General features: G+C 44.7%; 24 protein-coding genes. 11 read left to right on the plus strand and 13 right to left on the minus strand.

Features of this window, described 5'->3' with window-relative positions:
* The first annotated feature begins 1 nt into the window (after position 1).
* Positions 2 to 1,156, plus strand: a complete 1,155-nt coding sequence (gene alr / locus G458_RS0103950) for an alanine racemase (protein ID WP_026950759.1) — start codon at positions 2 to 4, stop codon at positions 1,154 to 1,156.
* On the opposite strand, the gene purU is transcribed toward alr, so the two are convergent.
* From purU to rfbC, 8 genes are all read right to left on the minus strand, one after another.
* Positions 1,153 to 2,007 carry a formyltetrahydrofolate deformylase gene (gene purU, locus G458_RS0103955; protein ID WP_026950760.1) on the minus strand — a complete coding sequence of 285 codons (855 nt, stop codon included), beginning with the start codon at positions 2,005 to 2,007 and terminating at the stop codon, positions 1,153 to 1,155. The genes alr and purU overlap by 4 nt on opposite strands.
* A 23-nt stretch (positions 2,008 to 2,030) precedes the next feature.
* Positions 2,031 to 2,768: a shikimate dehydrogenase family protein gene (locus G458_RS0103960; RefSeq protein ID WP_026950761.1), complete on the minus strand. Its 738-nt coding sequence runs from the start codon at positions 2,766 to 2,768 to the stop codon at positions 2,031 to 2,033.
* Positions 2,765 to 3,700 carry a DUF368 domain-containing protein gene (locus tag G458_RS0103965; protein ID WP_026950762.1) on the minus strand — a complete coding sequence of 312 codons (936 nt, stop codon included), beginning with the start codon at positions 3,698 to 3,700 and terminating at the stop codon, positions 2,765 to 2,767. The genes G458_RS0103960 and G458_RS0103965 overlap by 4 nt, the downstream gene beginning before the upstream one ends.
* Positions 3,701 to 3,843: 143 nt before the next feature.
* Positions 3,844 to 4,614: a phosphosulfolactate synthase gene (locus G458_RS0103970; RefSeq protein ID WP_026950763.1), complete on the minus strand. Its 771-nt coding sequence runs from the start codon at positions 4,612 to 4,614 to the stop codon at positions 3,844 to 3,846.
* Between the two features lie 109 nt (positions 4,615 to 4,723).
* Entirely contained in the window at positions 4,724 to 6,139 is a 1,416-nt protein-coding gene (locus tag G458_RS0103980) for a tetratricopeptide repeat protein (protein ID WP_026950764.1), read from the minus strand.
* 161 nt (positions 6,140 to 6,300) lie between these two features.
* Positions 6,301 to 7,254 carry an NAD-dependent epimerase/dehydratase family protein gene (locus G458_RS0103985; RefSeq protein ID WP_026950765.1) on the minus strand — a complete coding sequence of 318 codons (954 nt, stop codon included), beginning with the start codon at positions 7,252 to 7,254 and terminating at the stop codon, positions 6,301 to 6,303.
* An 8-nt stretch (positions 7,255 to 7,262) separates the two neighbouring features.
* The gene (locus G458_RS0103990; protein WP_026950766.1) at positions 7,263 to 8,012 is read right to left on the minus strand and encodes a tyrosine-protein phosphatase; all 750 of its coding nucleotides are present in this window, start codon (positions 8,010 to 8,012) and stop codon (positions 7,263 to 7,265) included.
* Complete coding sequence (gene rfbC / locus G458_RS0103995; protein WP_026950767.1) at positions 8,012 to 8,563, minus strand: dTDP-4-dehydrorhamnose 3,5-epimerase; 552 nt, start codon at positions 8,561 to 8,563, stop codon at positions 8,012 to 8,014. The genes G458_RS0103990 and rfbC overlap by 1 nt, the downstream gene beginning before the upstream one ends.
* Positions 8,564 to 8,737: 174 nt before the next feature.
* Between rfbC and hflX the strand changes: the two genes are divergently transcribed.
* Positions 8,738 to 10,006, plus strand: coding sequence for a GTPase HflX (gene hflX, locus G458_RS0104005; protein ID WP_026950768.1), 1,269 nt, complete (start codon positions 8,738 to 8,740; stop codon positions 10,004 to 10,006).
* Positions 10,007 to 10,033: 27 nt separating this feature from the next.
* On the opposite strand, the gene dgt is transcribed toward hflX, so the two are convergent.
* Positions 10,034 to 11,380 (minus strand): dGTP triphosphohydrolase, encoded by a 1,347-nt coding sequence (dgt, locus tag G458_RS0104010; protein ID WP_026950769.1) that lies wholly within the window; start codon positions 11,378 to 11,380, stop codon positions 10,034 to 10,036.
* A 107-nt stretch (positions 11,381 to 11,487) separates the two neighbouring features.
* Here dgt and G458_RS0104015 point away from each other — a divergent pair, with 107 nt between their 5' ends.
* The 4 genes from G458_RS0104015 (at position 11,488) to G458_RS0104030 (ending at position 14,671) form a co-directional block, all read left to right on the plus strand.
* On the plus strand, positions 11,488 to 12,297 hold the full coding sequence (locus G458_RS0104015; protein WP_026950770.1) for a DUF4382 domain-containing protein: 810 nt from the start codon (positions 11,488 to 11,490) through the stop codon (positions 12,295 to 12,297).
* 85 nt (positions 12,298 to 12,382) lie between these two features.
* Positions 12,383 to 13,171, plus strand: coding sequence for a DUF4382 domain-containing protein (locus tag G458_RS0104020; RefSeq protein ID WP_026950771.1), 789 nt, complete (start codon positions 12,383 to 12,385; stop codon positions 13,169 to 13,171).
* Positions 13,168 to 14,196, plus strand: a complete 1,029-nt coding sequence (ribD, locus tag G458_RS0104025) for a bifunctional diaminohydroxyphosphoribosylaminopyrimidine deaminase/5-amino-6-(5-phosphoribosylamino)uracil reductase RibD (protein WP_035467702.1) — start codon at positions 13,168 to 13,170, stop codon at positions 14,194 to 14,196. Before G458_RS0104020 ends, ribD begins: the two co-directional genes overlap by 4 nt.
* On the plus strand, positions 14,189 to 14,671 hold the full coding sequence (locus G458_RS0104030; protein ID WP_026950773.1) for a GAF domain-containing protein: 483 nt from the start codon (positions 14,189 to 14,191) through the stop codon (positions 14,669 to 14,671). Before ribD ends, G458_RS0104030 begins: the two co-directional genes overlap by 8 nt.
* Here the strand turns inward: G458_RS0104030 and G458_RS0104035 are convergent.
* Positions 14,668 to 15,438 carry an alpha/beta fold hydrolase gene (locus G458_RS0104035; protein WP_026950774.1) on the minus strand — a complete coding sequence of 257 codons (771 nt, stop codon included), beginning with the start codon at positions 15,436 to 15,438 and terminating at the stop codon, positions 14,668 to 14,670. The two genes, G458_RS0104030 and G458_RS0104035, sit on opposite strands and share 4 nt — an antisense overlap.
* Positions 15,439 to 15,442: 4 nt before the next feature.
* The gene (gene dxs / locus G458_RS0104040; RefSeq protein ID WP_026950775.1) at positions 15,443 to 17,353 is read right to left on the minus strand and encodes a 1-deoxy-D-xylulose-5-phosphate synthase; all 1,911 of its coding nucleotides are present in this window, start codon (positions 17,351 to 17,353) and stop codon (positions 15,443 to 15,445) included.
* 178 nt (positions 17,354 to 17,531) lie between these two features.
* Here dxs and G458_RS0104045 point away from each other — a divergent pair, with 178 nt between their 5' ends.
* From G458_RS0104045 to G458_RS20140, 4 genes are read left to right on the plus strand one after another with little or no spacing between them, the layout of a single operon-like run.
* On the plus strand, positions 17,532 to 18,281 hold the full coding sequence (locus tag G458_RS0104045; RefSeq protein WP_026950776.1) for a segregation and condensation protein A: 750 nt from the start codon (positions 17,532 to 17,534) through the stop codon (positions 18,279 to 18,281).
* A gap of 2 nt (positions 18,282 to 18,283) precedes the next feature.
* Positions 18,284 to 19,351, plus strand: coding sequence for a lysylphosphatidylglycerol synthase transmembrane domain-containing protein (locus G458_RS0104050; protein ID WP_026950777.1), 1,068 nt, complete (start codon positions 18,284 to 18,286; stop codon positions 19,349 to 19,351).
* Positions 19,352 to 21,823 carry a bifunctional UDP-N-acetylmuramoyl-tripeptide:D-alanyl-D-alanine ligase/alanine racemase gene (locus tag G458_RS0104055; RefSeq protein ID WP_026950778.1) on the plus strand — a complete coding sequence of 824 codons (2,472 nt, stop codon included), beginning with the start codon at positions 19,352 to 19,354 and terminating at the stop codon, positions 21,821 to 21,823.
* A 26-nt stretch (positions 21,824 to 21,849) separates the two neighbouring features.
* Positions 21,850 to 22,656, plus strand: coding sequence for an ion transporter (locus tag G458_RS20140; RefSeq protein WP_035467704.1), 807 nt, complete (start codon positions 21,850 to 21,852; stop codon positions 22,654 to 22,656).
* Here the strand turns inward: G458_RS20140 and G458_RS0104065 are convergent.
* On the minus strand, positions 22,653 to 23,852 hold the full coding sequence (locus G458_RS0104065; protein ID WP_245579225.1) for a voltage-gated chloride channel family protein: 1,200 nt from the start codon (positions 23,850 to 23,852) through the stop codon (positions 22,653 to 22,655). The genes G458_RS20140 and G458_RS0104065 overlap by 4 nt on opposite strands.
* Before the next feature lie 164 nt (positions 23,853 to 24,016).
* Between G458_RS0104065 and G458_RS0104070 the strand changes: the two genes are divergently transcribed.
* Complete coding sequence (locus G458_RS0104070) at positions 24,017 to 24,907, plus strand: TIGR01777 family oxidoreductase (RefSeq protein WP_026950780.1); 891 nt, start codon at positions 24,017 to 24,019, stop codon at positions 24,905 to 24,907.
* 63 nt (positions 24,908 to 24,970) lie between these two features.
* Here G458_RS0104070 and G458_RS20145 read toward each other — a convergent pair whose 3' ends face one another.
* Positions 24,971 to 25,465, minus strand: a complete 495-nt coding sequence (locus G458_RS20145) for a DUF1648 domain-containing protein (RefSeq protein WP_157359695.1) — start codon at positions 25,463 to 25,465, stop codon at positions 24,971 to 24,973.
* Positions 25,466 to 25,472: the final 7 nt, after the last annotated feature.

Here is a 25,472-nt window from a genome sequence, read left to right on the forward strand (position 1 = left end):
TATGAGACCTACCTCCTACTTGGAAATCAGTGCCAGTGCCTACCGACAGAATATTGCCTTCATCCGATCCCGAATCGGGCCTTCTCCGGTGATTTCTGCCGTCGTCAAAGGAAATGCCTATGGACACGGTATTCCACAGATGGTCCAAGTAGCAGAGGAAGCAGGGATTCGGCATTTCAGCACATTCAGTTCGGATGAAGCATTTTTGGTCAACCGCCACAGCCAATTTACCAGTGAAATCATGATCATGGGTATGCTCTTTTTGGAGGAGTTACCGCAGCTAATCACCCAAGAAATCAGCTTTTATGTGTTTGATTTTGAACGTCTGGAAGCTGCTATCGAAACCGCAAAATCCCTCCAAAAACAGGCTCAAATCCATATTGAAGTTGAGACTGGATTTCACCGAACCGGATTTGAGTTAGAAGGTCTGGACCGCTTGGTGGAGATTTTAATCCGGGAGAAAAAACATCTTCAGCTTAAAGGCCTTTGCACCCACTTTGCAGGAGCAGAAAGCGCCATCAACCATCCGAGAGTACGACTTCAGTTTGAGCGCTATGAAACTTTTAAAAAAGCCTTTGCCCAGCATGAAATCACTTTTGAACGATATCATACTGCCTGCTCAGCAGCCACCCTTCTTTTCCCTGAATTCCACCTGGATTTGGTTAGAATAGGTATCGCAGGGTATGGCTTTTGGCCTACCCAAGAGACTTTTCACTTGCTCAAGCCTAGTCTTCATGAATCCCAATACAACCCTTTTCGCAGAGTCATCAGCTGGAAAAGCCAGATTATGAGTTTGAAGCCCGTAGAAACGGGTGAATATGTTGGCTATGGGCAGAGCTATCAGACTTTAGAAAAAATGCTATTAGCCATTGTTCCGGTGGGATACTCTCATGGATACCGGAGAATACTCAGCAACCAGGGGGAAGTATTGATTTCAGGCGTTATTTGCCCTGTCGTGGGCACGGTCAATATGAATGCCGTTGCGGTGGATGTCAGCCACCTGGATAAAGTGCAAACCGGACAGGAGGTGGTTTTGATTGGAACTCAGGGAGACAAAGAAATCACAGTGGCCTCCTTTGCTGAGACCACCCGGCAAGTCAATTACGAAATGCTGACTTGTCTGCCTTCCGAAATTTCCAGAAGAATCGTGGATTAATAGAAAATCACCGTCTTGTTTCGAAAGGCCAAAACCTTGCGATCGACATGGTATTTGATGGCCTTCGAAAGCGTCACTTTTTCCACATCCTGCCCTATTTGAACCAACTCTGCCACAGAATTGTGGTGCCTTACCCGAGCTACTTCCTGCTCAATGATCGGGCCCGCATCTAGTTCCTCGGTCACATAATGAGCAGTAGCACCGATGATTTTCACGCCCCGCTCGTAGGCAGCATGATAAGGTCTAGCCCCTACAAAGGCCGGCAAAAAGGAATGATGAATGTTGATGATCCGGTTGGGGAATTTGTTGATAAAATTTCCGGATAGAATCTGCATGTATCTGGCCAAGACCACGAAGTTTACCTCATATTCCTCCAATAGTCTCAATTGTTCGGCCTCTGCGACCTCCTTGGTAGAAGCCGTAACAGGAATGTGATGAAAAGGAATCCCAAATGCCTCCACAATCCCTCTCAAATCCTGATGATTGGAGATGACCAGTGGAATGTCCACCTCTAGCTGACCTCCGTGGTGCCTTCCCAAAATATCAAAAAGGCAATGAGAAAGCTTACTGACAAAAATGGCCATTTTGGGCTTGGGAAAATTGAACTGCAGAGAAAACTCCATCCCGAACTTGTAGGCCACTTCTTCCTGAAATTTGGAAGCGATTTCATCTTTTCCCAGAGCAAAAGAATCCAGCTCCCAAGCAGCCCGCATAAAAAACCTGCCCATTTCCTCATCCACATGCTGGTCCACTTCCAATATATTCCCTTGATGAGCATATAGAAATCTGGAAACCTCGGCTACAATCCCTTTTTGGTCAGGGCATTGCACGATCAAAATAGCTTGTTTCATAGGGAATAGGTTTGGAGGCAAAGTTAAGAATTCCAGATTCTCCAGTTTTCTTCTGCCTGAAGCTCCAGCATGTCCTGCCCATTTTTGGCTTTTCCTCCATGATCCAGACAAGCCTGCATCAATTGTGTGAAGGCGGGATTATACACCAGATCATAAACCCGATGAGAGGAAGTCAGTTGCTCCAAAGGAATATCCGGAATCCCCTCAATTTTTGGATAGGTTCCCAATGGAGTAGAATTGATCAGCAAAGGGTAATCGCGTAAGTAAACAGGATTATTTTTCAAATCCTCATACGTAATCTGGTCTTTGCCGGCATTTCTGGAAACGGACAAAAATGGAACGGACAAATCCATCAAAGCTTGTCGGACGGCTTTGGAAGCTCCGCCGGTTCCCAAAATCAAGGCTGGGGGAATATCTTTTCCAAGCCAAGCCTGAAGAGAATGCTTAAAACCCAGATAGTCCGTATTGTAACCCTTCGTTTTGCCCGCTTTGATTTGGATACAGTTTACTGCTCCCATGGCCTTTGCCGCCGGATCCAACTCATCCAGAAATGGAATCACGCTTTCTTTGTGGGGGATAGTCACCGCCATCCCTTCCAATTCCGGGTGATCCTTCACAATTTCCACAAACTGCTTCGCTTCCGGGATTTCATAAAGGTCAAATTGGCATCCTGAGATCTTCTCTTTTTCAAACTTCTCGGTGAAATATTTTTTGGAAAAGGAATGTCCCAAAGGATAGCCGATCAACCCGAATTTTCTCATGATTTCTGAAGTTTTGTCGCCAGCCTTTCAATTCCTAAGACCAGACCGATCCCAAAAAGAAATGCCAAAAGAGCATTTAGAATCAATGGATCGTTTCCTACTTGCTCGGCATATTCAGTCGGCCAAAGATTTTCAGTGAGAAAAGGTTTTTGCTCTCCACTGGAAGAGGTTCTCCATGCGGTCACAATTTTCCACGGCCAAAGTTCATTCACTGATCCCAGCATAAATCCCGAAAGAAGACCGATCGTAGTCGAATGGAATTTTCGGAGTAAAAAGGCTACCAAACGGCTAAAAGAGAGAATTCCCACCACACATCCGGAGGCAAAAAGGGCTAAAGTGAATATATCTTTTTCTGAAACAGCCTGAAGGATAGTTTCATATTTCCCCAGAATCAAGAGAATAAAACTTCCGCTGATTCCCGGCAAGATCATCGCACAAATCGCGATGGCTCCCGCAACGAAGACAAACCACTTGGCATCCGGAGAAGCAGTAGGGGGAAGATTTGTCACCCAAAAGGCCAAAACAGTTCCCAGCAAAACAGCCAATACGACTCCCAAATGCCACCTTTTGATATCTCTCAAAATCATGAATGCGCTGACCAAAATCAGCCCGCAGAAAAAGGACCACAAAGGAATCGGATGCTCACTCATCAGGTAAGTAATCACCTTGGACAGGGCAAAAACACTGGTCAAAATTCCAAGCAGAAGGCTTAAGAGAAAGCTTCCGTTGACGGCCTTGTAAAATTTCTTTACCTCCAGCTTTTTGAGTAAGGAAAGGTTTTCCAGGTTAAATGAATTGATGCTATCCAGGAGCGTTTGGTAAATGCCCGCAATCAAAGCGATGGAGCCTCCGGAAACTCCGGGAACAATATCAGCAGCTCCCATGGCCATTCCCTTTAGATAAGTCAGACCGTATTTTTTGATGGATCTCATCTGTTTTAAATTGGTTTTAAAAGCTCCGATGAAATCTTAAAGGGAAATATTTCGATCAATGAATCGAAATTTTTTACCTGCACGATTTCATGGTCAAAAAGAAAGGCTGACCGATGGATCGATCAGCCTAGAAAGATGTGATTTTAGAGCTTAATTTCTCCTAAGAAGTGATCAAAAGTATCTCCTCTCAGTCCCAAACGAATGGTCTCCAAGGGGATAACTTCAGAAGGGCTGATATTTCCCAGATTTACATTTGCTCCGAGTAACTTGATAAACCAAACTTGCTGGGATTTCTGTGGTGCTTCCCAAATGATTCTTTCTTCAGGAACTTGAGTCAGAATTTCTTCCACCAGACCTTGGCGTACTTCTCCCGAATCTCTGAAAAGACCCACGTTTCCTCCTTCTCTGGCTTCTCCGATTACCTTCCATGCACCTGCACTGAGTTCGGTCTGCATTTGTTCGATCCACTTGTAAGGAGGGATAATTTTCGCTGCGTCTTTGGATCCCACTTCGGAAAGTACAGTTACCTGTTGGGCAAGTGTGCTGATGAATTCACACTTTTTGTCATGGTTAAGAGAGATGGAACCGTCAGAAACCTCAGCATATTGAAGTTCAAATTTGTCAAGCACTTTTCGGTAGTCTTCAAATTGACCACGTACAATAAAGGCTTCAAAAAGAGTTCCTCCAAAATAAACTGGAATGCCGGCTTCCTTGTAAACGGCAATTTTTTCTTTCAGGTGTTTAGTAACATAAGAAGTCGCCCAACCCAACTTCACAATGTCCACGTAATCCGAACAGCTATCTACAAAATCTTCAGTTTCCCTGAGGCTTAGACCTTTGTCCATCGCCATAGTAAATCCCGTGTTACGAGGCTTTTCAGTCCGCACAGGAAGATTCTTCAGCACATAATTCATGTGTTTTTGATTTGTTTTTTAATTGCCACATGAAACCTCGCATGTTGAATAATCATCACCGCTTGTGACGTATTAATCATGCTTGATTCCATCTGCTAGGTTTTAATGTTTAAGAGGGCAGTTGATTATCCCGATATTGGTCTATGATCTTGTAGATTGCCTTTTGCTGCTTGAGCTCCGGCATGAGTTCATACAAGATCGTATGCCTTTCGAAGTCCAAAGTTAAGGCATTTTCTAAATAAGTGAAGGCTTCTTTGTATTTGCCCATTTTGATCAAATACACTACCATGCGATAGTACAATTCAGGTTCTTCGGGAGATTCTTCGATACCTTCCCGAACGACGTCAATGGCTTCCTCAAAACGGTTTTGCTCGAAATAAATCACGGAAAGATTCACGTAAGTTTCCATGATTCCAGGCTCCAGATTGATGGCCTCTTCGTAAGCCTCCGAGCTAGCCTGCATGTTCCCCAAGTTAAATTCAGCATCCGCCAGTCCAACCCAATAATTGGGATTGTCTTTGTTGAGGTTAAGGGCTTTTCGGAAATAATGGATGGCCTCAAAAAACTTCTCTTTTTTCAGCATGCACATACCCAGGCCAAACCAGGCATCGTCGTACTCTTCATCCAGTTTTGCGGATTTCTTAAAGTACTTGAATGCCTCCTCGATATTACCGAGCTTTTCATGGGCGGCGCCCATGTAGCAGCAGTTTTCTGCATTGGCTCCTTCGCAATTGATTGTATTTTGGTAAGCTTCCACAGCAGCCTGATATTGCTGGGTATTCATCAGGGAATTTCCCATGTTGAAATACGCCGAGGCAAAGGAATCATCAATCAACAAGGCGTATTCATAGGCTTGGATCGCGTCCTCAAATCTACCGAGTCGGTTGTAAACCACTCCTAGGTTATACCAGGCTCCTGCCGAATAGGGGTCTTGATCGATAAATTCCTGGTAGAATTCCAAAATTTCATCAAAAGAGCCTTCTTCCTCTGTAATCATGGCTAGCTGAAAGAGCGCATCTTCATGATTGATCCTGTTTTTGACCGCTTCTTTGTAGTACTCACTGGCCTTGGAATTATCTCCCTTTGCCCGGTATAGGTTTCCCAAAGAATAGAATACCTCTGCCTTGTCCTCTGCCAAGGGAATAAAACTTTCCAAAAGGTCTATTCCATCTTGCGGGTTTCCAGCCAAAATATGGGCATTGGCCAAAGCCAATAGAATCTCCTCGTTATTGGGGGAGAGGTTGTTTAGATTTTCCAGAATACTCAAGCCTTCGTCTAGCTCATCATTAAAAATGAGGCATTGGGCTTTAAGCAAGCGGATTTCCACAGAAAAAGGGAATTTTTCCAAGGCAAATTCTGAGGCTCTGAGGGCTTTGAGGAATTTTTGCTGATCAAAGTAAAACCGGATGATGTCTTCCAGTTCTTCTTCTTCGAAATAGAGGTCCAAGTTGGATTTGAGGGAGTTTTCAAACCGCTCGACGAGCTTTTTGTCTTCTTCCCAGTCGTGATCGTGATCTCCGGTCATTCGAATGAGTTAAGGTTTATTTAAGATACCGATAAAACAGGAATCTCAAAACGGATACAAATTAATTTTTCTTAATCCTCTCGGGATTGATTGCTGAGTTAAATTCAGGGAGATTTTGGGCGTGTTGTGCTAACGCAAAGATTGAAAAATAAGTTTATGAACTAGGATTTTGCCCATTCCAGACTTTCCTCAAGAGTCAAATAAGTGTAATTCAAAGCGGCATTGACCTTTTGATTATTGAATTCTGTCTTCTGCTGGGAAATCATGGCAGTCTGCCTATTCAGGGTACTTTTACCCAGGCCCAGCATTCTCAGTATCCCCATTAAGGGAGCTACTATTTTTACCAAACTTGAAGAAACGGGAATCGAAGGGGCTTTTTTTGAAAATACCTTACCGGCAGTTTCAAAAAAATCACGATAAGGAATGCTTTCCTTATTTAAAATATACCGCTCTCCCCAAGTCTCTTTTTCCACCAAAAGCCTCGTGATTTTAGCCGCATCCCGAACATCGATGTAATTAAGATTTCCCAAAGGATAAAACCTGTTCTCATTCATCACATAGTCCAAGATCTCTGTGCTGCTTCTTTTCCAGGATACTTTTCCAAGAATGATGGAAGGGTTCACCACCAAAACCTCCAAGCCTTCCTGTTGCCCTCTCCACACCTCAAGTTCTGCTCTATATTTGGAAATCGCATAATCGGTATTGAGGGGAGAATCCGTCCAGATAAAGTTCTCATCCAGGCTTTGAATTCCCGGCATCCTTCCAATGGCTGCAACTGAGCTGACATGAACCAGTTTGGTGACCCCGGAAGCTAGCATTGCATTCACCAAGTTTTTCGTGCCTTGAGTGTTCACCTGATCTAAGGCTACTTGATCTCTGGAGGAAAATGAAACCAATCCAGCCGCATGAATCACCAAATCAATTCCTTGGAGAGCTTCCAAAATCGAATCCAAATCGCCAATGCTTCCTTCATGCCAGATGATCTCCAGGCTTGGGTCCAAAAGATCAAGTTTGGAATCCTTTCTTTTTAGTCCATGGATGCTTCCGACTTGGCTAAATTCCTTGGCCAGTTGGCTGCCAAAAAGTCCAGTAATTCCTGTGATGAGAATCTCCATGCTTGATCTCAAAGGGTGGAATTAATCCACTCCATTTGTCTAATTTTTGAATAGATTTTTTGGTTTCTGGGCAAGGATTCCAACATATCCAAATAGCGTGGATTATGGCAATCGGTTCCCAAAAAAGAAACTGCTTCCCGCTCGAGGAGCATCTCCGCAAAATCTTTGACGGGTTTAGAGTAAAACCCTGTCAGGGAAAGCAAGTTCATCTGGAAAATCAACTTTCTCTCCAGCAGGTCTTCCAAAAGCTTTTTATCGGTCAGAAGATATTGATATCGCTCCGGGTGGGCATATACAGGCTTGTAGCCGGCCATTTCCAGATGGAAAATAATCTCCAACAGCATTTGAGGTTTGTTGATAAAACCGGTTTCCACCAAGATGTAGTTGTCTCCGAAAGTCAGGAGCTTTTCTTCATTTTTAACTTTTTCCAGGAAAATCTCATCCATGTAATATTCCGCGGCAGCTTGAATTTCAAGCTTTATTCCAGCTTCACGGGCGGCTTTTTGCAGGTCCTCCAATCCGAGTTGGATAATCTCTGGGGTATTTCTGTAGTACTCCGACATGATGTGCGGAGTGGTAATGACTTTCTTAAGGCCAAAGCTCTCCATTCGCTGAAGCAAGGAGAGTGATTCCTCCATCGTTTTGGAGCCGTCATCTATTCCCGGGATTAAATGGGAGTGCATGTCGGTTCCCAACCAACTTAAATCAAGGTCTTCCACGACCTCAGGCTTCATCTTAAGAAAATCCAACCAGCCCATCAAAGACCTCCTGTTAACTCTTGAAATTCGGAAAGTGTTGGCCAAAGTTTGTCTTTCTCGGAGATGATCGGAGCCGAAACTCCCCAATCAATGCCCAAAGCGGGGTCGTTCCATAGGATTCCTCCTTCGGACTCTTTGTGATAAAAATTGGAGCATTTGTATGCGAATATGGCATCTTCCAACACAGAAAATCCATGCGCAAAGCCCCTGGGAACATAAAAGAGGTTGAACCGCTCGACATCCAAAATGGTGGAATAATGCTTTCCAAATGTCGGAGAGCCTTTTCTCAGATCTACTGCTACATCCAGAACTTTTCCGGAGATCACCCGAACCAGCTTGGCCTGTGCATAGGGCTCCCGCTGGAAATGAAGACCTCTCACGGTCCCCTTTTGGGAAAAAGACTGATTATCCTGAACCCATTTTTCTTCATCCCCCCGGTTTTTGAACCAATCCTCCCGGAATGATTCAAAGAAATAGCCCCGGTTATCCGGGAAAATTCTAGGAAATATTTCCAGTAATCCTTCGATAGGAGTTGTCTTAATTTCTGCCATTTGGCTTGATAATCTTTGATTTTCGAGAGTAAAATAACCACTCCCCAAGGGAGTATCCTAACTATTCTGAGGAATAATGCCCAAATTTGCAATGGGTCCAAACAATTTCAAAAGTCCAACCGAGGAAATTGAACCAAATCCCACCAAATTATCTTTTGAAAAGATAGATTCATTATGAGTAAAATTTCCAGAAAACTTCAAAAACTACACGATACCGCCCCCAAACAGGATACGGCTGTCTTGGTCACTTTGATCCGGCAACAGCAAAGTGAGCAGGAAATTGAGGAGCACTTGGAAGAATTAGCCTTCCTCGCTGAGACCTTGGGTGTCAAGACGGTTTATCGTTTTACCCAAAAGATGGAAAAGCCTGACATCCGGACCTTTGTCGGAAAAGGAAAGCTGGAAGAAGTTCAAGCCTATGTGGAGCATTTTGGGGTAGACATGGTCATTTTTGACGATGACCTCAGCCCTTCCCAAATGAGAAATCTGGAAAACGAGCTGAAAGTCAAAATTTACGACCGCTCCCTGCTCATTCTGGATATTTTTCTTCAAAGAGCTCAAACTGCCCAAGCCAAAACCCAGGTTGAGCTAGCCCGATTCCAATACCTACTTCCAAGACTTACCCGAATGTGGACTCACTTGGAACGTCAGAGAGGGGGAACAGGAACCCGGGGTGGTGCAGGTGAAAAGGAAATTGAAACCGATAAGCGGGATATCCGAAATAAGATTACGCTCTTGAAGGAAAAACTTCGGGAAATCGAAAAGCAAGGAGTAACTCAAAGAAAGGGTAGAAAAGGCATTGTGCGTGTGGCTTTGGTGGGATACACCAACGTAGGCAAATCCACCCTAATGAATCTGATCACCAAAACCGATATCCTTGCTGAGAATAAACTTTTTGCGACCGTTGACTCCACCGTGAGAAAGGTCGTGTTGGAGCATATTCCATTTTTGCTATCCGATACGGTTGGATTTATTCGCAAGCTTCCTACACACCTGATCGAATCCTTCAAATCCACTTTGGATGAAATTAGAGAAGCAGATCTCTTGGTGCACGTGGTGGATATCTCCCACCATGCTTTCGAGGAGCATATTGGGGTAGTGACGCAGACTTTAAGAGAAATAAAAGCCGGAGATAAGCCCGTCCTTTTGGTTTTCAACAAAATCGATCTAGTAGAGCAAATGCCATCGGAGGAAGAAGCGATGCAAATCAGCGAACACGAATTGCAGGAGACACGATACCTCGACTTCAAGGCACTTTCGGAAGCCTATGAAAAGAAAAATGGGATCAAACCTGTATTCATGGCTGCCAACTCGGGCGAAAATGTAGAAGGATTCCGGGAGGCCTTAGTCGCGGAAGTCAAGAAACAGCACCGAAAAATCTATCCTCATTATCTGGAAGATGAAGTGGTGGACTGGAGTTCCAAATTGGATTTTGAAGAATAAGCAAAGCGGGTCAAAGCCCGCTTTTTTTTATGCGCCGGGGAGTGCAATTCCCTTGACTTTTCGGTAGAGATTAAGCGCATACTTATCCGTCATTCCGGCAATAAAATCCACCAATGCTCTCAGTAAGGGATAGGGATTCACTTCTGCTCCCCAGCCTTTCATTGGAAAATCTTCCGGCAAGAGCCTTAGGATACTTTTGTCCTGACCAGAGAAAGCATCTTGATTGTAAAAGTGATGATAAAGGGCTCTGGAAAAAACGGACAGCAATCCTTCCAGCACTTGAAATCCAGCGGCCTCTTTTTCCAAAACCAACTTGGATCTGTATATTTTTTGGATAGACACTTTGGAGATTTCCGCAAGAGCCTTGGCGGATGGGATGATATCTGTCAATGCCTTATCAAATGTCCCTTTGCGCATATTTTCCTCATACTGTCCAAACACCTCCACAGTCTCCCGGATCAACTGCCCGATGGCAAGGGCTCGGAGTGCTCCCAAATTTTGAGTTTTTGTCCTGTCTTTTAGTTTTTCAGGATCAAACCTCTCACCCAATATTGGCTTAAGCAGCTCCAAGGTTTCTTCAAAACTAACCAAGCCCATGGTGCAGCCATCTTCCAAATCAATGATGCTGTAGCAGATGTCATCTGCTGCCTCCACCAAAAAGGCCAAAGGATGTCTTACCCAGGTGTCCCCACTTATTTTCTCAATTCCCAAAGTGTCCGTCATCTGCTCAAAATCAACCAGTTGGTTGATAAAGAAGCCGAATTTCTTCTGACTCTTTCTGGCAATATCCCGCTGTGCGATCAGGCTAGGACGAGGATATTTGGTAAATGCTGCCAATGTGGCATAGGTAAGTTTCAGGCCAAATTGCTTGGAAACCAACATTCTGAATCCTTGGGCATTTCCTTCAAAATTGATCAAATCCGCCCACTGATCTACACGAACATGCCTTTCCCATAACTTCCCGTCTGGGTGAAGTCGGAAAAAATCCGATATAGCCTCTTCCCCGGCATGGCCAAAGGGAGGATTGCCGATGTCGTGGGTTAGTGCCGCTGCGGCAACGATTGAACCAATCGCCGAAGCGCTGATTTCAAATGATTCCAAATGGGGAAATTTGGCCAAAAGAAACTCTCCGGCCCCTTTTCCAAGAGATCTGCCTACACTGGAAACCTCCAGACTATGTGTCAAACGAGTATGGACGAAGGCTTGGTCAGGTAGAGGAAAAACCTGAGTTTTGTCCTGCAGATTCCGAAAGGGAGCAGAAAAAATGATCCGGTCATAATCAATTTCAAATTCGCTTCTTCCTTGTTCTGAGCCACTTGTTCGGGCGCTTTCCCCAAACCTTCCTTTTGCCAGAAGTCTTTCCCATTTCATCATGCCCAAAAATAGAAATCTCCTCAGAATATTTCCCTTGAAAAAATATCTTTCCGAAATTGGCACAGACATTGGCCTTTACAGCATCCACAATCAAAAATTATTGTCCCATGAAAACTATACTAGCCTTATTTAACCTTCTCTTGCTCGCAGGTCTGGTATCCAGCTGTGATGTCAACGATGAACCCAATTCTTCTGAAGCCAGAGTAAATTTCAGACTTGTAGATGCCCCGGCAGACTATGATGAAGTTTGGATTGAGGTCCTGGCCCTTCGGGTAAAAGTCGATTATGACAATAGCGATATGGAAGAGGATGACTCCACCTGGGAGGAAATCATCTATGATGGACCGCGGATGGTTAATCTTTTGGATCTCACTGGTGGAAATAGCCTTTTGATCGGCTCGGAAGATTTTCCAGAAGGTGAAATCGATCAAATTAGATTGATCCTAGGCGACAACAACTACCTGATGAAAGGTGAGCAAAAAATCGAGCTCAAAACTCCAAGCGCTCAACAGAGCGGCTTGAAAATAAAAGTTGAAGAAGAAATCCAAGGCGGCCAAACTTATGATTTGGTGATTGATTTTGATGCTGCCAAATCCATCGTCAACGCCGGGAATTCAGGAAATGTAATCCTCAAGCCTGTGTTGAGAGCTTATCTAGAGATCTCTCAGGGAATCCAGGGACAAGTCTTCCCGCTGGAAGCTCAACCGATTCAGGTTACTGTCACCGGCAATGGGACTGAAGTAAACACCTTCGCTGACGGCACCGGGAAATATTCTGTCATGGGTCTTTCTCCTGGTACCTACACAATAACTTTTACGCCCAAGGAAGGATACAAATCTCAGACCCTGACCAATATCATTGTCGAAGACGACAAGGTTACCAACCCGAATGTGGTCAATTTAGAACCTGCCTCTTAAACCAAGAAATGCCGGAAATTCCGGCATTTTTTATTTCCACTTTCCCGAGGTCCCACTTTGAAAAGTTTTGGCCTAAATTTGCGTCGTGAATAGACTCCTTTACTTTTCTTTCTTTTTGATAGCAATCACTGGTGCCTGTACAGGGCCTGATGAAAGCCCAAAGGCATTGGTCAATATTTTTCTGATTGATGCTCCCGCCCAATGGGACTCCGTTTTAGTGGAAATTCAGGGAGTGGAATTGGACTTTGTTCCAAATGCTCGTGAAGGAAGCTTAGAAAAAATCTACTTCCCCTATGAATTGGAGGACAAACAGATTGATGTTTCGCAATTGGTAGGGGGAACGGTGCTGCAGATAGGAAGGAAAGAGCTGAATCTAGGTACCATTACCGGAGCGACTTTGAGACTGGGTTCGAAAAACACCTTATATCAAGGTGACAAAAGCTACGCGCTTTCTTTACCAAACGGACAAACAGACTATTCAGGGCAAGTTTCCGTGGATCTCCAAGCAGGGATTTCCTATGATCTGATTGTGGATCTTGATTTGGAAAAATCTATCAGTCAAAAAAGCAGCTCTCCGCTTAGCTTTAACTTCCAGCCCACCATCCGGATTACCTCCGACATCGGCAACGGTGATATTCAAGGGACGATTACTCCTGCCACGCTGGACCCGGCCATTTACGCCATAAGAGGGACAGACTCGATTTCCACTCACATCAACTCCTCAGGAACATTTCTTTTTCGATTGCCCTCCGGGACCTATAACCTTTACATAGATCCCAAAAATACGACCTACAATTCCAGATCCATTTCCAATGTGGTCGTAGAGGAGAAAAAGAAAACCACCTTGGATCAAATTACCCTGACCAAAAAATGAATCGGGAAAAGGATCTTTTCATGCAGAGAGCTTTGGAGCTCGCCCAACTGGGAATGGGATCTGTAAGCCCAAACCCAATAGTGGGCTGTGTGATTGTCCATGATAACAAAATCATCGGCGAAGGCTACCACCAAATTTATGGAGGACCACACGCCGAGGTGAATGCAATCAATTCTGTTCAGGATCCTGAATTATTGGCTGAAAGCACAGTATATGTCACCCTCGAACCCTGTGCGCATTGGGGCAAAACCCCTCCCTGTGTCAATCTCCTGGTCGAAAAGAAAGTCAAAAAAGTCATCATTGCCTCTACAGACTCCAATCCCCTCGTCGGAGGAAAAGGAATAGAAATTCTAAAAAATGCCGGAATTGAGGTAGAAGTTGGGTTAATGGATCAGGAATCCAGATGGCTTAACCGAAGGTTTTTCACTCAAATCGAAAAAAGCCGACCTTATGTGATCCTCAAATGGGCGCAAACTCAAGATGGTTTTGTAGCCAAGGCTGACTATTCATCCAAATGGATCAGTACCGCACCAAGCCGACAATTGGTCCATAAATGGAGGACCGAGGAAGATGCAATCCTCGTAGGAAAAAACACCGCCGTTTTTGACAACCCAAGCCTCACGGCAAGAGACTGGAAAGGCAGAAATCCTCTGCGAATTGTTTTGGATTCCAGACTTGAACTTTCTGAAAAACTGAATTTATTCGACGGGAATGTCCCAACCCTTTGCTTAAACACCTTGAAATCTGATCAAAAGGATGGCGTGGAATGGGTCAAAATGAATAAGGAATTTGGCCCGAAAGAAATTCTGGATGAGCTACATCATCGAAAAGTTCAAAGCCTGATCGTCGAAGGAGGAACTTATGTGCTGAACCAGTTCATCCAAGCAGGGCTGTGGGATGAGGCCCGTATTTTTTCTTCATTGAATAAATTTGGGAGCGGAATTTCTGCTCCTGTCCTGAACCAAAATCCTTTAGAAACAATTGCTATCGGGGAAGACCGATTAGACTACTATTACCATGGCTGAGACCCTTTTTATTCCAGAAGCTGCCACCAAAGCAGAAAAATACAATGCCTCCCTTCCTCAGATTGAAGCCCTGATCAGTGGAGAGCCAGATCTGTATGCCAACCTGTCCAATATTGCCGCTGCTTTGAAGGAAGTTTTTGGCTTTTTTTGGGTGGGGTTTTACCTGGTAAAAGGTGATCAACTGGTTTTGGGGCCATTTCAGGGGCCCATCGCCTGCACCCGGATTAATTTTGGAAAAGGCGTTTGCGGAACAGCCTGGAAAGAAAAACAAACTCAACTTGTCCCGGATGTAGAAGCCTTTCCAGGCCACATTGCCTGCAGTTCTGCCTCAAAGTCCGAGATCGTAGTGCCTGTATTCAAAGGTGAGGAAGTAGCTATGGTTTTGGACGTGGACAGCGATCAGCTGAATGACTTCGACCAAATCGATCAGGAATACCTGGAAAAGTTGATGGGCATTTTGAGCAAAACCCTTTAATCCTTGCAGGAAAGAGCAAAATTCCGAATAAGCTCCAGCGTTTTCTCTTTCTCCTCGACCATTCCCATGTGCCCGACACCTTCCAGTTCTACATAATTGGAAAAAAGAGCTTTCTGAGCGCGGCTGGCTTCAATTTTCACAGCTCCATCTTCGGTCCCAGCTATCAAAAGCTTTGGCCCCCGAAAAGAATTGAGAACTTCAGTTCTCTCTTTTCTGTCCCGCATCGCTCCTGCGAAAGCGACCAACCCCTCGAGGGAGCACCGCTTCGCTTCTTCGATTGCCTGATTGATTTCCTCAGCGAGCTCCATTCTTCTATTTTCGGGGAAAAGAGGAGGCACGAAGGAAGTGACAAACTTTTCCACTCCGTTTTTCTTCAAAAAAGTAATTGTGCGGTTTCGAGTATCCTTTTTTTCCTGATCATCTGCATAGGCTGTGGAATGAAAAAGGCCAATGCCTGAAAGCTTATTGCCCATCAATTCAGTCATGGCCAAAGTCACATATCCGCCTAAGGAATGACCGATTACAATAGGTTTTTCCAGTTGATTTTCTTCCATCCACTCTTCTAGGATCACCGCCACTTCTTCCAAAGTGATTTGATCTCCATGAATGGGAGAATTCCCGCATCCGGGCAGGTCTGGGCAGATTATCCGAAATTCTCCGGAAAGGGATTCTGCGAATTCAGACCACATATTAGAGGTTTCACAGTATCCATGAATCAGCACCAAAGGCTGACCAGCGCCTTTTTCAAAAAAATGAACGGAAGACATGAAATTAGACTTTTTCGATCTCTACAAAGCTTCTGACCGCCTCTGCGATTCCTTCTGGATCAAATCCGCACTCACGCTGAAGTTCAATCTGCTCTCCATGTTCAATCACAGCATCTGGAATTCCCAGTCGCTTCACCTGAGCTTGATAGCCATGGTCCATCATCCATTCCAGGACAGCAGAACCAAAGCCCCCCATCAGACAGCCGTCTTCTACGGTAATCACTTTTTTGAATTTTCCGAACACTTCGTGAAGAAGGCTTTCATCCAAAGGTTTGACAAATCGCATGTCATAATGCGCAGGGCTCAGTCCTTCTTTTTCTAGCGTATCGCAGGCTTCTACGGCATAATTTCCAATATGACCGATCGTAAGAATAGCCACGTCTTCGCCTTCTTTGATGATTCTTCCCTGACCCACGGGAATTTCCCTGAAAGGAGTTTTCCACTCAGGCATGACTCCATTTCCCCGAGGATATCTGATCGAGAATGGACCCTGATATTGTACCGAAGTGAACATTAGGTTTCTAAGTTCTTCTTCATCCATGGGAGCAGAAACCACAAGGTTTGGAATGCATCTGAAGTATGCCAAGTCATAAGCTCCGTGGTGAGTTGGACCATCCGCTCCTGCGAATCCTGCTCTATCCAGACAGAATACTACCGGAAGATTTTGAAGACAGACATCATGAATCACCTGATCATAGGCCCGCTGCATGAAGGAAGAATAAATATTACAGAATGGAATCAGACCTTGAGTAGCCATCCCCGCAGAAAAAGTAACTGCGTGTTGCTCGGCAATTCCTACATCAAATGCCCGGTCAGGCATGGCTTTCATCATGATATTCATGGAGGAGCCTGAAGGCATCGCCGGGGTTACCCCCATGATTCTGGAGTCCATCTCGGCCAATTCTACCAAAGTGTGTCCAAACACATCCTGATACTTAGGAGCCTGAGGACTTGAAGGTACTTTTTTGAAAATCTCTCCGGTGACTTTGTCAAAAGTTCCGGGAGCATGCCAGGTGGTTTTGTTTCCCGTTTCAGCTGGACCAAAGCCTTTTCCTTTCACGGTAACACAATGGAGGATTTTAGGACCAGGGATATCCTTAAGGTCTTTCAGGATCTCTACCAAATGGTTGACATCATGCCCATCCACTGGACCAAAATACCGAAGGTTGAGAGATTCAAAAAGATTGCTCTGCTTAAGCACTGCGGATTTGATGGCACCTTCTACTTTGGATATAACCTCCTGCGCAGAGCTTCCAAATTTGCTGAGCTTGCCCAAGAGCTTCCACACCTCATCTTTTACTTTATTGTAAGTATGAGAAGTGGTGATATCGGTCAAATAGTCCTTCAAGGCCCCCACATTGGGATCGATGGACATGCAGTTGTCATTCAAAATGATCAACAGGTTAGTATCGCTAACTCCGGCATGGTTCATGGCTTCGAAAGCCATTCCTCCCGTCATGGATCCATCTCCGATGACCGCCACATGCTGGATGTTTGAATTCTTGTATTTGGAGGCAACGGCCATACCCAAAGCCGCAGAAATTGAAGTACTGGAATGGCCAACCCCGAAGGCATCGTAAGGACTTTCCTTCATTTTTGGGAATCCGGAGAGGCCCCCATAAATCCGGTTCGTGTGGAATTTTTCTCTTCTTCCAGTCAGGATTTTATGACCATAAGCCTGGTGTCCTACATCCCACACCAATTGGTCCTTAGGAGTATTCAGCACGTAATGCAAAGCTACTGTCAACTCTACTACTCCTAGGCTGGCTCCAAAATGTCCCCCATAAACGGAGACACTGTCCACAATAAACTGGCGCAATTCATCGCAGATTTTGACCAAATCATCTTTGGAAAACTTCTTTAAATCCTCTGGAGTATTTATTTGGGCTAGGAGTGGACCGGGTTGTATCTGCATTACTTGATATCTTTGAGTTCAAAGTAGGTAACCTAACGGAGACTAGAATGTTTGCGATACAAGCGCAATCCTCATCGGTTCATTTCTCCGGTAAATTCCCTGCTGTCCAATTAATTTAGCTTAATTGAATATCTTTGGCTATTAGGCGCCAAAATTAACCTATTAATTTCAATATCCGGTGAGTTTCGAGATCAAATTGCCTCTATTTGAAGGACCCTTCGACCTCATGCTTTTCTTTATCGAGCGTGATGAACTGGATATCTATGACATTCCGATCTCCAAGATAACCAATGACTTTCTGGATTATATCCATCATTTGGAAAAAATGGAAATTGAGGTTGCCAGCGAATTTATCCTTTTCGCAGCTACCCTGATGAAGATCAAGTCACGAATGCTTTTGCCAAGACCTGAGTTCAACGAAGAAGGGGAAGAGATCGACCCCCGAGAGGAATTGGTCAGAAACCTTCTGGAGTACAAAAAGTATAAATCTGTGATTGGGGATTTGGCTTTACTGGAAGAACAAAGGCTTTCCAAAGAAAAGCGGGGGAATTTGGCCCGCGAACTCAAGGAACTGAGCAAAGTGGATGACGTGGATGCAGAAATGCAGCACGTTGATCTCTATAAGCTTCTGAAAGTATTCCAGAAATGCATGGCCCGAATGGCTTCGCGAACAGATGAAACCAAGCACACTGTAATTCAGTATCCCTATACCATTGAACAGCAAAAAGATTTTGTTTTGGAAAAGATCACCTTCAAAAAACAAGTACCCTTTACCGAGTTTATTCAATATCAACCTGACAAAATCTTTGTGATTTACACTTTCTTGGCCATTTTGGAGCTCTTGCAGCTTTCCCAAGTGACTATCATCATCGGAGAAGGATACAATAACTTTTGGGTCGAAAAGACTGAGCCTGTCGCTACAGCCTAAGCATGAAGTTGGACAATAAGAAAATCTTCAAAACCCTTAATCCCAATAAGGTCTGGGTTCCTGTTCTGATCGGGCTTGGCATCGTGTTTTTGATGTTCTACCTCGATCCTACAGTAAATTCGGACACCTTGAAAGGGATCTTTGATGCTTCGGCCCCTTATATCATTTTGGCTGTTTTGGTGATCTTTTCAAGGGACCTGGGCTATGTTTACCGAATCCGGGAAATCACAGACCGACAGCTCACTTGGACTCGTTCCATCTATGTGATTATACTCTGGGAATTTGCTTCAGCAGTCACCCCATCTGTCGTCGGAGGTACGGCCGTAGCGATGTTTATCCTCAACAAGGAAGGCATCAAAATGGGGAAAGCCATTGCCTTTGTCATGGTGACAGCCATTTTGGACAATCTGTTCTTTGTCATCGGCGCTCCAATTATTCTTTATTTCGCCAAGGGAAACATCTTTCCTGACAGCAGACTTCTGGAAACCCAGCTGGGCAACAGTCTGGAAGCCATCTTTTGGATCAGCTATGCACTCTATGCCTCCTACAGCATCGTCATGGCTGCAGCCCTTTTCTACAGGCCAAGAGTATTCAAATGGGTCTTGATCAAAATCTTTTCCCTGAAATTCCTAAGTAAGTGGAAGCATGATGCCCAGGAATATGGAAACCAGATTATCGAAGCTTCCAGACAGCTTTCAGGAAAAAACTATCGTTACTGGTTGCCAATCATTGGTGCTACAATTTTCATTTGGACTTCTCGCTACTTGATGCTCAATGCCTTGGTGGCAGCATTCGTCCCAATGGACATGATGGATCATGTGATCGTATTTGCCAGACAGGTGATCATGTGGATCGTGATGATGATTTCTCCTACTCCGGGAAGTAGCGGGACGGCTGAATTCTTCTATGGGCAGTTTTTCTCCCAATTCTTGGGACAATACACCTTTGTGACCAGTATTGCCTGGAGGATGCTTTCTTACTATCCTTATTTGATTTTGGGAGCTATATTTCTTCCCAGATGGATTAGACAAGTGTTTTTCAAAAAGAAGCTCAAAGAAGAGGAGGAATAAATGCTGGCTCAACTGACCATATCCCAATTAGTCGATATTACCGGAGGGAAAGCTCAGGGAAAGGAATTTGAATCTCGGATCACACAGATCAGCATTGATTCCCGTCAACTCATTCACCCCAATCAGTCGCTGTTTGTTGCCCTTCGAGGTGCCAAAGCTGATGGTGCCGCCTTCATCTCTCAATTGATAGAGGAAGGAGTAGCTGCTTTTTTGGTGCATGAGGATTTTGAGATTTCCTCTGAACTTGAAAAAAAGGCTCTATTCCTGAAAGTCCCAGATACTCGAAAAGCCCTTCAGCAGCTAGCCGCATTTCAGCGGGTTCAGTTTACCAAACCTGTAGTAAGTATTACCGGAAGCAATGGAAAAACCATTATCAAAGAATGGCTGGGGCAGGTTTTGAGCCAAAGCTTTGCGGTGGCCAAAAGCCCAAAAAGTTACAATTCCCAAGTAGGTGTACCTTTGTCAATTTTCGGGATTCAGGCTTATCATCAGGTGGCTATTTTGGAAGCCGGAATTTCAAGAGTGGGGGAAATGCAGAATCTGGTGGAGATGATTCAGCCCAATTTGGGCATTTTTTCCAACATCGGATCAGCCCATAAAGAAGGCTTTTCCAGCCTGGAGGAAAAGATTTCAGAAAAATTGCAGCTATTCAAAAACTGCCAATACCTGATTTACTGCAAAGACCACCCTGAAATCCGGGAGGCAATAGAAAAGTCCTTTCCTGAAAATAAACTGATCTCCTGGTCTCAACTTCCAGGTGCTGATTTCAGTGTCTCTTACAAGCAACTTGAAGGCAAAACCCGAATCCTGCTGATGAAAAATGACCTCAGCATCTTGACTTTTTCGGTTCCCTTTTCGGATAAAGCATCCTTAGAAAATGTCACCCATGTGATCATTGCCGCTATTTCTCTGGGTCAGGAAATTCAGGCAATTCAGGAGGGTTTGGAGCACCTCAAGCCGGTAGATATGCGTCTGACATTGAAGCCTGGGATCAATGACTCCATTCTCATCGACGACACTTACAACAATGACATTGCAGGGCTAAAAGTCGCTTTGGAGTTTATGAGCCAACAAAGGCCCAAGCGAACCAAAACCCTGATTTTGTCGGATTTACTTCAGCAGGGAAGTCCTGAAAAAGTCTATGCGGAGGTAGCTGATTTGATTCAAACCTACCAACTTGACCTGATTTTGGGCGTGGGAACCGAGGTAGAGCGGCTCAAGGAAGTTTTTGGAGAGAAAGCTCAGATCTTCTCGACCACCGATCATTTGTTGGCAGAGCTGGATCCCGAGAGATTTCAAAATGACCTAGTCTTGATCACCGGAGCACGGTCTTTTGCTTTTGAGCGAGTGGTCAACAAACTACAGCAGAGGATCCATGGCACTACCTTGGAGATCAACCTTAATGCGATTACCCACAATTTCAATTTTTATAAAAAGCAGCTGAACCCGAGCACCAAAGTTATGGTGATGGTCAAAGCCTTTGCCTATGGAGGAGGAGCTGCAGAAATTGCCAACCACCTCCAGACCATGGGCGCGGACTATCTCGCGGTGGCATTCTCTGATGAAGGTGTGGTGCTGAGAAAACAGGGAATTCGGCTTCCAATCATGGTTCTGAACCCTGTGGAGGAGTCCTTTGATCTGCTTCGTGAATTTGGACTTGAGCCGGTGGTATTCAGTCTGGATTTTTTCAAAAAACTGGGCTCTTATGCCCGCCTTCACCAGACATCGCTTTCGATACACCTTGATTTAGATACAGGAATGCACCGGCTGGGCTTTGAGCAGCGGCATATTCCGGAATTGGTGAACCTCCTGAAGCTATATCCCGAGCTAACAGTCGCCAGCTTTTACACCCATTTGGTCGGCGCGGATGAGGAAGTCCACCGGGAATTTTCACTGAGCCAGTTGAATCAGTTTGTGGATATGAAAGCCCAAATTGAGCCGCATTTGGATTATCAACCTTTGGCACATGCGCTGAATTCAGCTGGGATCATCAGTTTTCCAGAATTTCAGCTTGACATGGTCCGTTTGGGAATTGGCCTTTACGGAGTCGAGGTCACCTGCAGATATGATTCTTCCCTTAAGCCTGTCAGCACGCTGAAGACGACCATTTCCCAAATCAAAGACTTGCCTCCTGGGGCGACCGTAGGATATTCCAGAAAGGGGGAATTGCCTGAAGGAGGCCGAATCGGAACATTGGCTATTGGCTATGCAGATGGATATGACCGAAGATTCTCCCGAGGAAATGGATATGTGCTGGTGCATGGGAAAAAAGCACCTGTAATCGGAAATGTCTGCATGGACATGACCATGATAGATTTGCGCGATATCCCTGAAGCGAAGGAAGGAGATGAAGTAGTCATCTATGGGGAAAAAATCTCCCTCAAAGAGCTTGCTGACCGAATAGGAACGATCCCTTATGAGCTTTTGACCAATATCAGCGCCAGAGTAAAACGAGTTTATTACCTTGATTAAGCAGAAAATTCCTAAATTTTGAATCTATGCTTGATAAAAAAAGGTTAGCCCACATCGTATTTGAATCAAATGATCGGGTATCCCGATTGTTTGATATCGTACTTCTGATACTGATTTTCGGCTCGGTAACCGTGGCAATCCTGGATTCGGTGCAGTCCCTAAAAGATGAATATGGCCAAACCTTTTATTACCTAGAATTGGGTTTTACTTTTTTGTTTACTATCGAGTACATTCTTCGGATTTGGCTGACCACCAAGCCCTACAAGTATATTAGTAGCTTTTTTGGTATTGTAGACTTACTGGCCATTTTACCGGTTTATCTGAGTTTTTTCGTCGCCAATACTCAGTTACTATCCGTAATTCGAGCCTTGAGATTATTGAGAATTGTTAGGATTTTGAAATTGGGAAGGTATCTGGCTGAGGCGGATTTTATTGGCGACTCCTTAAAGGCCAGCGCTGCAAAAATTCAGCTTTTTCTATTTTCCGTTTTAACCATAGTCTTAATCATGGGCACGGTAATGTTTGTAATAGAGGGACCAGAGCATGGATTTACCAGCATACCTGTTTCCATGTATTGGGCTATCGTCACCTTGACCACCGTTGGCTTTGGAGATATTACCCCCAGCACTCCTTTGGGTCAGTTTATGGCATCTGTGATCATGCTCTTGGGTTACGCGATCATTGCAGTTCCAACGGGAATTGTGACTGCGGAGATGGCCAAAAGAAAAACTCCAAGACATTACGAATTTTTGAAATCCTGCACCCACTGCAGTTTTGAGGGAATAGAACTAGGGGATAGCTACTGCAGAAAATGCGGCACCAAAGTAGATTAGGGCCAGGGATATTTTTGATGAAATTTTTGGGCTGAATAGATGCTGCTCTTCCCGCTAGCCAAATAAGCCACCAAGCAGGCCAATCCAAGAAAAACCCCAGCCTCATACCCAAAGAGCTCCATACCCATGACAGTACATGCTAAGGGGGTATTCGTGGCTCCCGAAAATACCGCCACAAAACCACATCCTGCCAGCAAAGCCAGCGGCAATGGAATCCATACTGAAAGTGCATTGCCTAAAGTGGCTCCCGTAAAAAACAGAGGTGTCACTTCTCCACCTTTAAATCCTGAACCCAAAGTTAGGCCGGTAAGCCCAATTTTGGCCAGAAAATCATACCAAGGCAGCGGCGTTTCAAAGGCCTCCACAATCCTGGGAACTCCAAGTCCGATATAATCGAAAGCACCTGTGGCATACACGAAAACTGCCAGAATCAGTCCTCCGATTACCGGTCGAAGAGGAGGATAGGAAATGTACTTTTTAAATAAATCCCCAAAGCCATGACCGACTTGAGCAAACAACCAAGCTGCTAAACCAAAGGCAATCCCTGCTGGAAAAATCCAAAGGAGATTTGCCAAAGTATGTGCTGGAATCTCCGGTATAAAATAGGCCGTGTGTCCTACTCCCCAAGCAATCTCGCAAACCCAATCCGCCACAAAAGCTGCCCAAAAAGCCGGAAACAATGACTTCCATCGAAATTGGCGCGTCAGCATCCACTCCAGGGAAAAAATTGCCCCAGCTAGGGGAGTTCCAAACACAGAAGCAAATCCTCCCGCTACCCCGCAGATCAATAGAATCCTGCGGCTTTCCGAGTCTATCGAGATCCATTTATTGAGTTGATCCGCCAAAGATCCTCCCATCTGAACAGCTGTCCCCTCCCTGCCTGCAGAGCCCCCAAATAGATGCGTGAATATTGTTCCGAAAAGTACCAATGGAGTCATCCTCAAGGGAATTGGCTGCTTGCTTTGGTAGAGTTCTTCCAGGAGGAGATTATTTCCCTGTACAGAATTGGCCCCATAATGGTGATATACATAGCCGATACAGAACCCTGCCAAAGGTAAAAGGGCCAAAAGCCAGAGGTGAGCGTCACGGTATTCTGTTGCCCAATCGAGCAAAATCAAAAAAACAGCAGAAGCCGAGCCCGACAAAATGCCCACTAATGCGCCAAAACCTAACCATTGAAGGAGATATCGAACCAAAATGTCTGCGTTGATCTTAAGGAATTAGAACAAAGAAAACCAACCCGGTAGAATTTTGGAATAAAATAAGCATTAATAATCCCAACTGATTGCACGGTCGATTGTAGCAAAAGCGTACATTTCAACTTTCTCCGGACTTTCAGGTTACCAAATAAAAGCAAGACATGAAGCATATTCTTATTAGCGGCGGTTCCGGACTTGTTGGAAAGGAAATTACAGCCCTCTTGGAAAAGAAAGGGTTTGAAGTGGCTTGGCTCAGTCGCAGTACCCAAAACAGAAAAAGTTTCCTATGGGACGTGGAAAAGGACCAAATAGATCCCCGAGCTATGGAATGGGCCGATGCCGTCATTCATCTGGCAGGAGCAGGAGTGGCCGAAAAACGATGGACTCCCGAACGGAAAAAATTAATCTTAGAATCCAGAACTCAAAGCACCAAACTTCTTTTTTCAGCCATTGAAAAGGCAGAAAACAAGCCCAGCACCTTTATTTCAGCCTCTGCCGTGGGATACTATGGCTTCAATACCGGAACTGCACTCATGGATGAAAGCAGCCCTGCAGGAAAGGATTTTTTAGCCGAGGTAGTCCAAGCATGGGAAAATGAAGTCAAAAAAATGGAAAGTATTCACCTGCGTACCGTCATGCTTAGAATCGGGATTGTGCTGGATCAGGATGGGGGGGCCTTGAAGGAAATCCTCAAACTTCCGGTAGCAGCTCCACTTGGAAGCGGTGATCAATGGATGAGTTGGATTCACATCGAAGACTTGGCCAGGATGTTTGTTTTTGCTTTGGAGAAGACTACGCTTCAGGGAGTTTATAACGCCGTTGCTCCTAATCCTGCTACCAATCAACAGCTGACCCGAGAAGCGGCAAATGCTTCGGGCAAGCCTTATTTGGGAATCGGAGCTCCTCCTTTTATGCTAAAATTGGTTTTGGGAGAAATGGCCGCTATGGTTTTGGGAGGCAACCGGGTTTCCTGCCAAAAAATCCAAAAGGCAGGATTTCAGTTTGAGTTCTCTGAGCTTTTAGCGGCTTTGAGAGATATTTTTCACCGGTAAATAATCCCATTTTCAAAAAGGCCATGGTATTAATGTCCGGGCTAGAGGCTTTTAAGCTTGGCCTTATTTATTCTTAAAAGAAAGAAAAATAAAGCCACCCAAAATCCCAATAAGACCTCCGCCCAACAGTACAGGGAAGAAAAAGCCTAGCCTCATTGAGTTTTCAAATCCTGCCTGAATTTGTTTATAAACAAGAACGGAGGAGATCAAAAGGATCAGCAAACTCAGCCAACTTAACATTCTCGTGACAAGTCTATACTGTCTTTCCGCATTTTCAGGGGTGATTTGTAAAGGGATATTCAGCACGTGAGGGATACTTCTGAAAAAAGCCAAAAGCAAGTACGAAAAAATTCCCATAGCGGGCAGGGTCCAAATGCCATTTTTTGATCCCCATCCATCCGGTTCTCCTTGAAAATTGAAATGAACTGGAATAGTCTCCGGCAATTCAGAAAAATAAATAAATGGGTAAATCAACAGAAAACCGATAACGCATAGAATGAGTATTTTCAAAACCCAATCAAAGGGTCTCTTTTCGAGTTTAAGAATAGGTCTTTCCATCCATTGA

This window comes from Algoriphagus mannitolivorans DSM 15301 (assembly GCF_000429425.1).
Lineage (GTDB): Bacteria > Bacteroidota > Bacteroidia > Cytophagales > Cyclobacteriaceae > Algoriphagus > Algoriphagus mannitolivorans.

What these genes read in the sequence shown, in the direction of transcription:
- G458_RS0103990 (WP_026950766.1), bottom strand. Translation starts at nt 8,012, where the DNA reads ATGGGCTGGTTGGATTTTCTTAAGATGAAGCCTGAGGTCGTGGAAGAC.
- rfbC (WP_026950767.1), bottom strand. Translation starts at nt 8,563, where the DNA reads ATGGCAGAAATTAAGACAACTCCTATCGAAGGATTACTGGAAATATTT.
- G458_RS0103960 (WP_026950761.1), bottom strand. Translation starts at nt 2,768, where the DNA reads ATGAGAAAATTCGGGTTGATCGGCTATCCTTTGGGACATTCCTTTTCC.
- G458_RS0104050 (WP_026950777.1), top strand. Translation starts at nt 18,284, where the DNA reads ATGAAGTTGGACAATAAGAAAATCTTCAAAACCCTTAATCCCAATAAG.
- G458_RS20145 (WP_157359695.1), bottom strand. Translation starts at nt 25,465, where the DNA reads ATGGAAAGACCTATTCTTAAACTCGAAAAGAGACCCTTTGATTGGGTT.
- G458_RS20140 (WP_035467704.1), top strand. Translation starts at nt 21,850, where the DNA reads ATGCTTGATAAAAAAAGGTTAGCCCACATCGTATTTGAATCAAATGAT.
- dxs (WP_026950775.1), bottom strand. Translation starts at nt 17,353, where the DNA reads ATGCAGATACAACCCGGTCCACTCCTAGCCCAAATAAATACTCCAGAG.
- hflX (WP_026950768.1), top strand. Translation starts at nt 8,738, where the DNA reads ATGAGTAAAATTTCCAGAAAACTTCAAAAACTACACGATACCGCCCCC.
- G458_RS0103970 (WP_026950763.1), bottom strand. Translation starts at nt 4,614, where the DNA reads ATGAATTATGTGCTGAAGAATCTTCCTGTGCGGACTGAAAAGCCTCGT.
- G458_RS0104015 (WP_026950770.1), top strand. Translation starts at nt 11,488, where the DNA reads ATGAAAACTATACTAGCCTTATTTAACCTTCTCTTGCTCGCAGGTCTG.
- purU (WP_026950760.1), bottom strand. Translation starts at nt 2,007, where the DNA reads ATGAAACAAGCTATTTTGATCGTGCAATGCCCTGACCAAAAAGGGATT.
- dgt (WP_026950769.1), bottom strand. Translation starts at nt 11,380, where the DNA reads ATGATGAAATGGGAAAGACTTCTGGCAAAAGGAAGGTTTGGGGAAAGC.
- G458_RS0103980 (WP_026950764.1), bottom strand. Translation starts at nt 6,139, where the DNA reads ATGACCGGAGATCACGATCACGACTGGGAAGAAGACAAAAAGCTCGTC.
- G458_RS0104070 (WP_026950780.1), top strand. Translation starts at nt 24,017, where the DNA reads ATGAAGCATATTCTTATTAGCGGCGGTTCCGGACTTGTTGGAAAGGAA.
- G458_RS0104055 (WP_026950778.1), top strand. Translation starts at nt 19,352, where the DNA reads ATGCTGGCTCAACTGACCATATCCCAATTAGTCGATATTACCGGAGGG.
- G458_RS0104035 (WP_026950774.1), bottom strand. Translation starts at nt 15,438, where the DNA reads ATGTCTTCCGTTCATTTTTTTGAAAAAGGCGCTGGTCAGCCTTTGGTG.
- G458_RS0103985 (WP_026950765.1), bottom strand. Translation starts at nt 7,254, where the DNA reads ATGGAGATTCTCATCACAGGAATTACTGGACTTTTTGGCAGCCAACTG.
- G458_RS0103965 (WP_026950762.1), bottom strand. Translation starts at nt 3,700, where the DNA reads ATGAGATCCATCAAAAAATACGGTCTGACTTATCTAAAGGGAATGGCC.
- ribD (WP_035467702.1), top strand. Translation starts at nt 13,168, where the DNA reads ATGAATCGGGAAAAGGATCTTTTCATGCAGAGAGCTTTGGAGCTCGCC.
- G458_RS0104030 (WP_026950773.1), top strand. Translation starts at nt 14,189, where the DNA reads ATGGCTGAGACCCTTTTTATTCCAGAAGCTGCCACCAAAGCAGAAAAA.
- alr (WP_026950759.1), top strand. Translation starts at nt 2, where the DNA reads ATGAGACCTACCTCCTACTTGGAAATCAGTGCCAGTGCCTACCGACAG.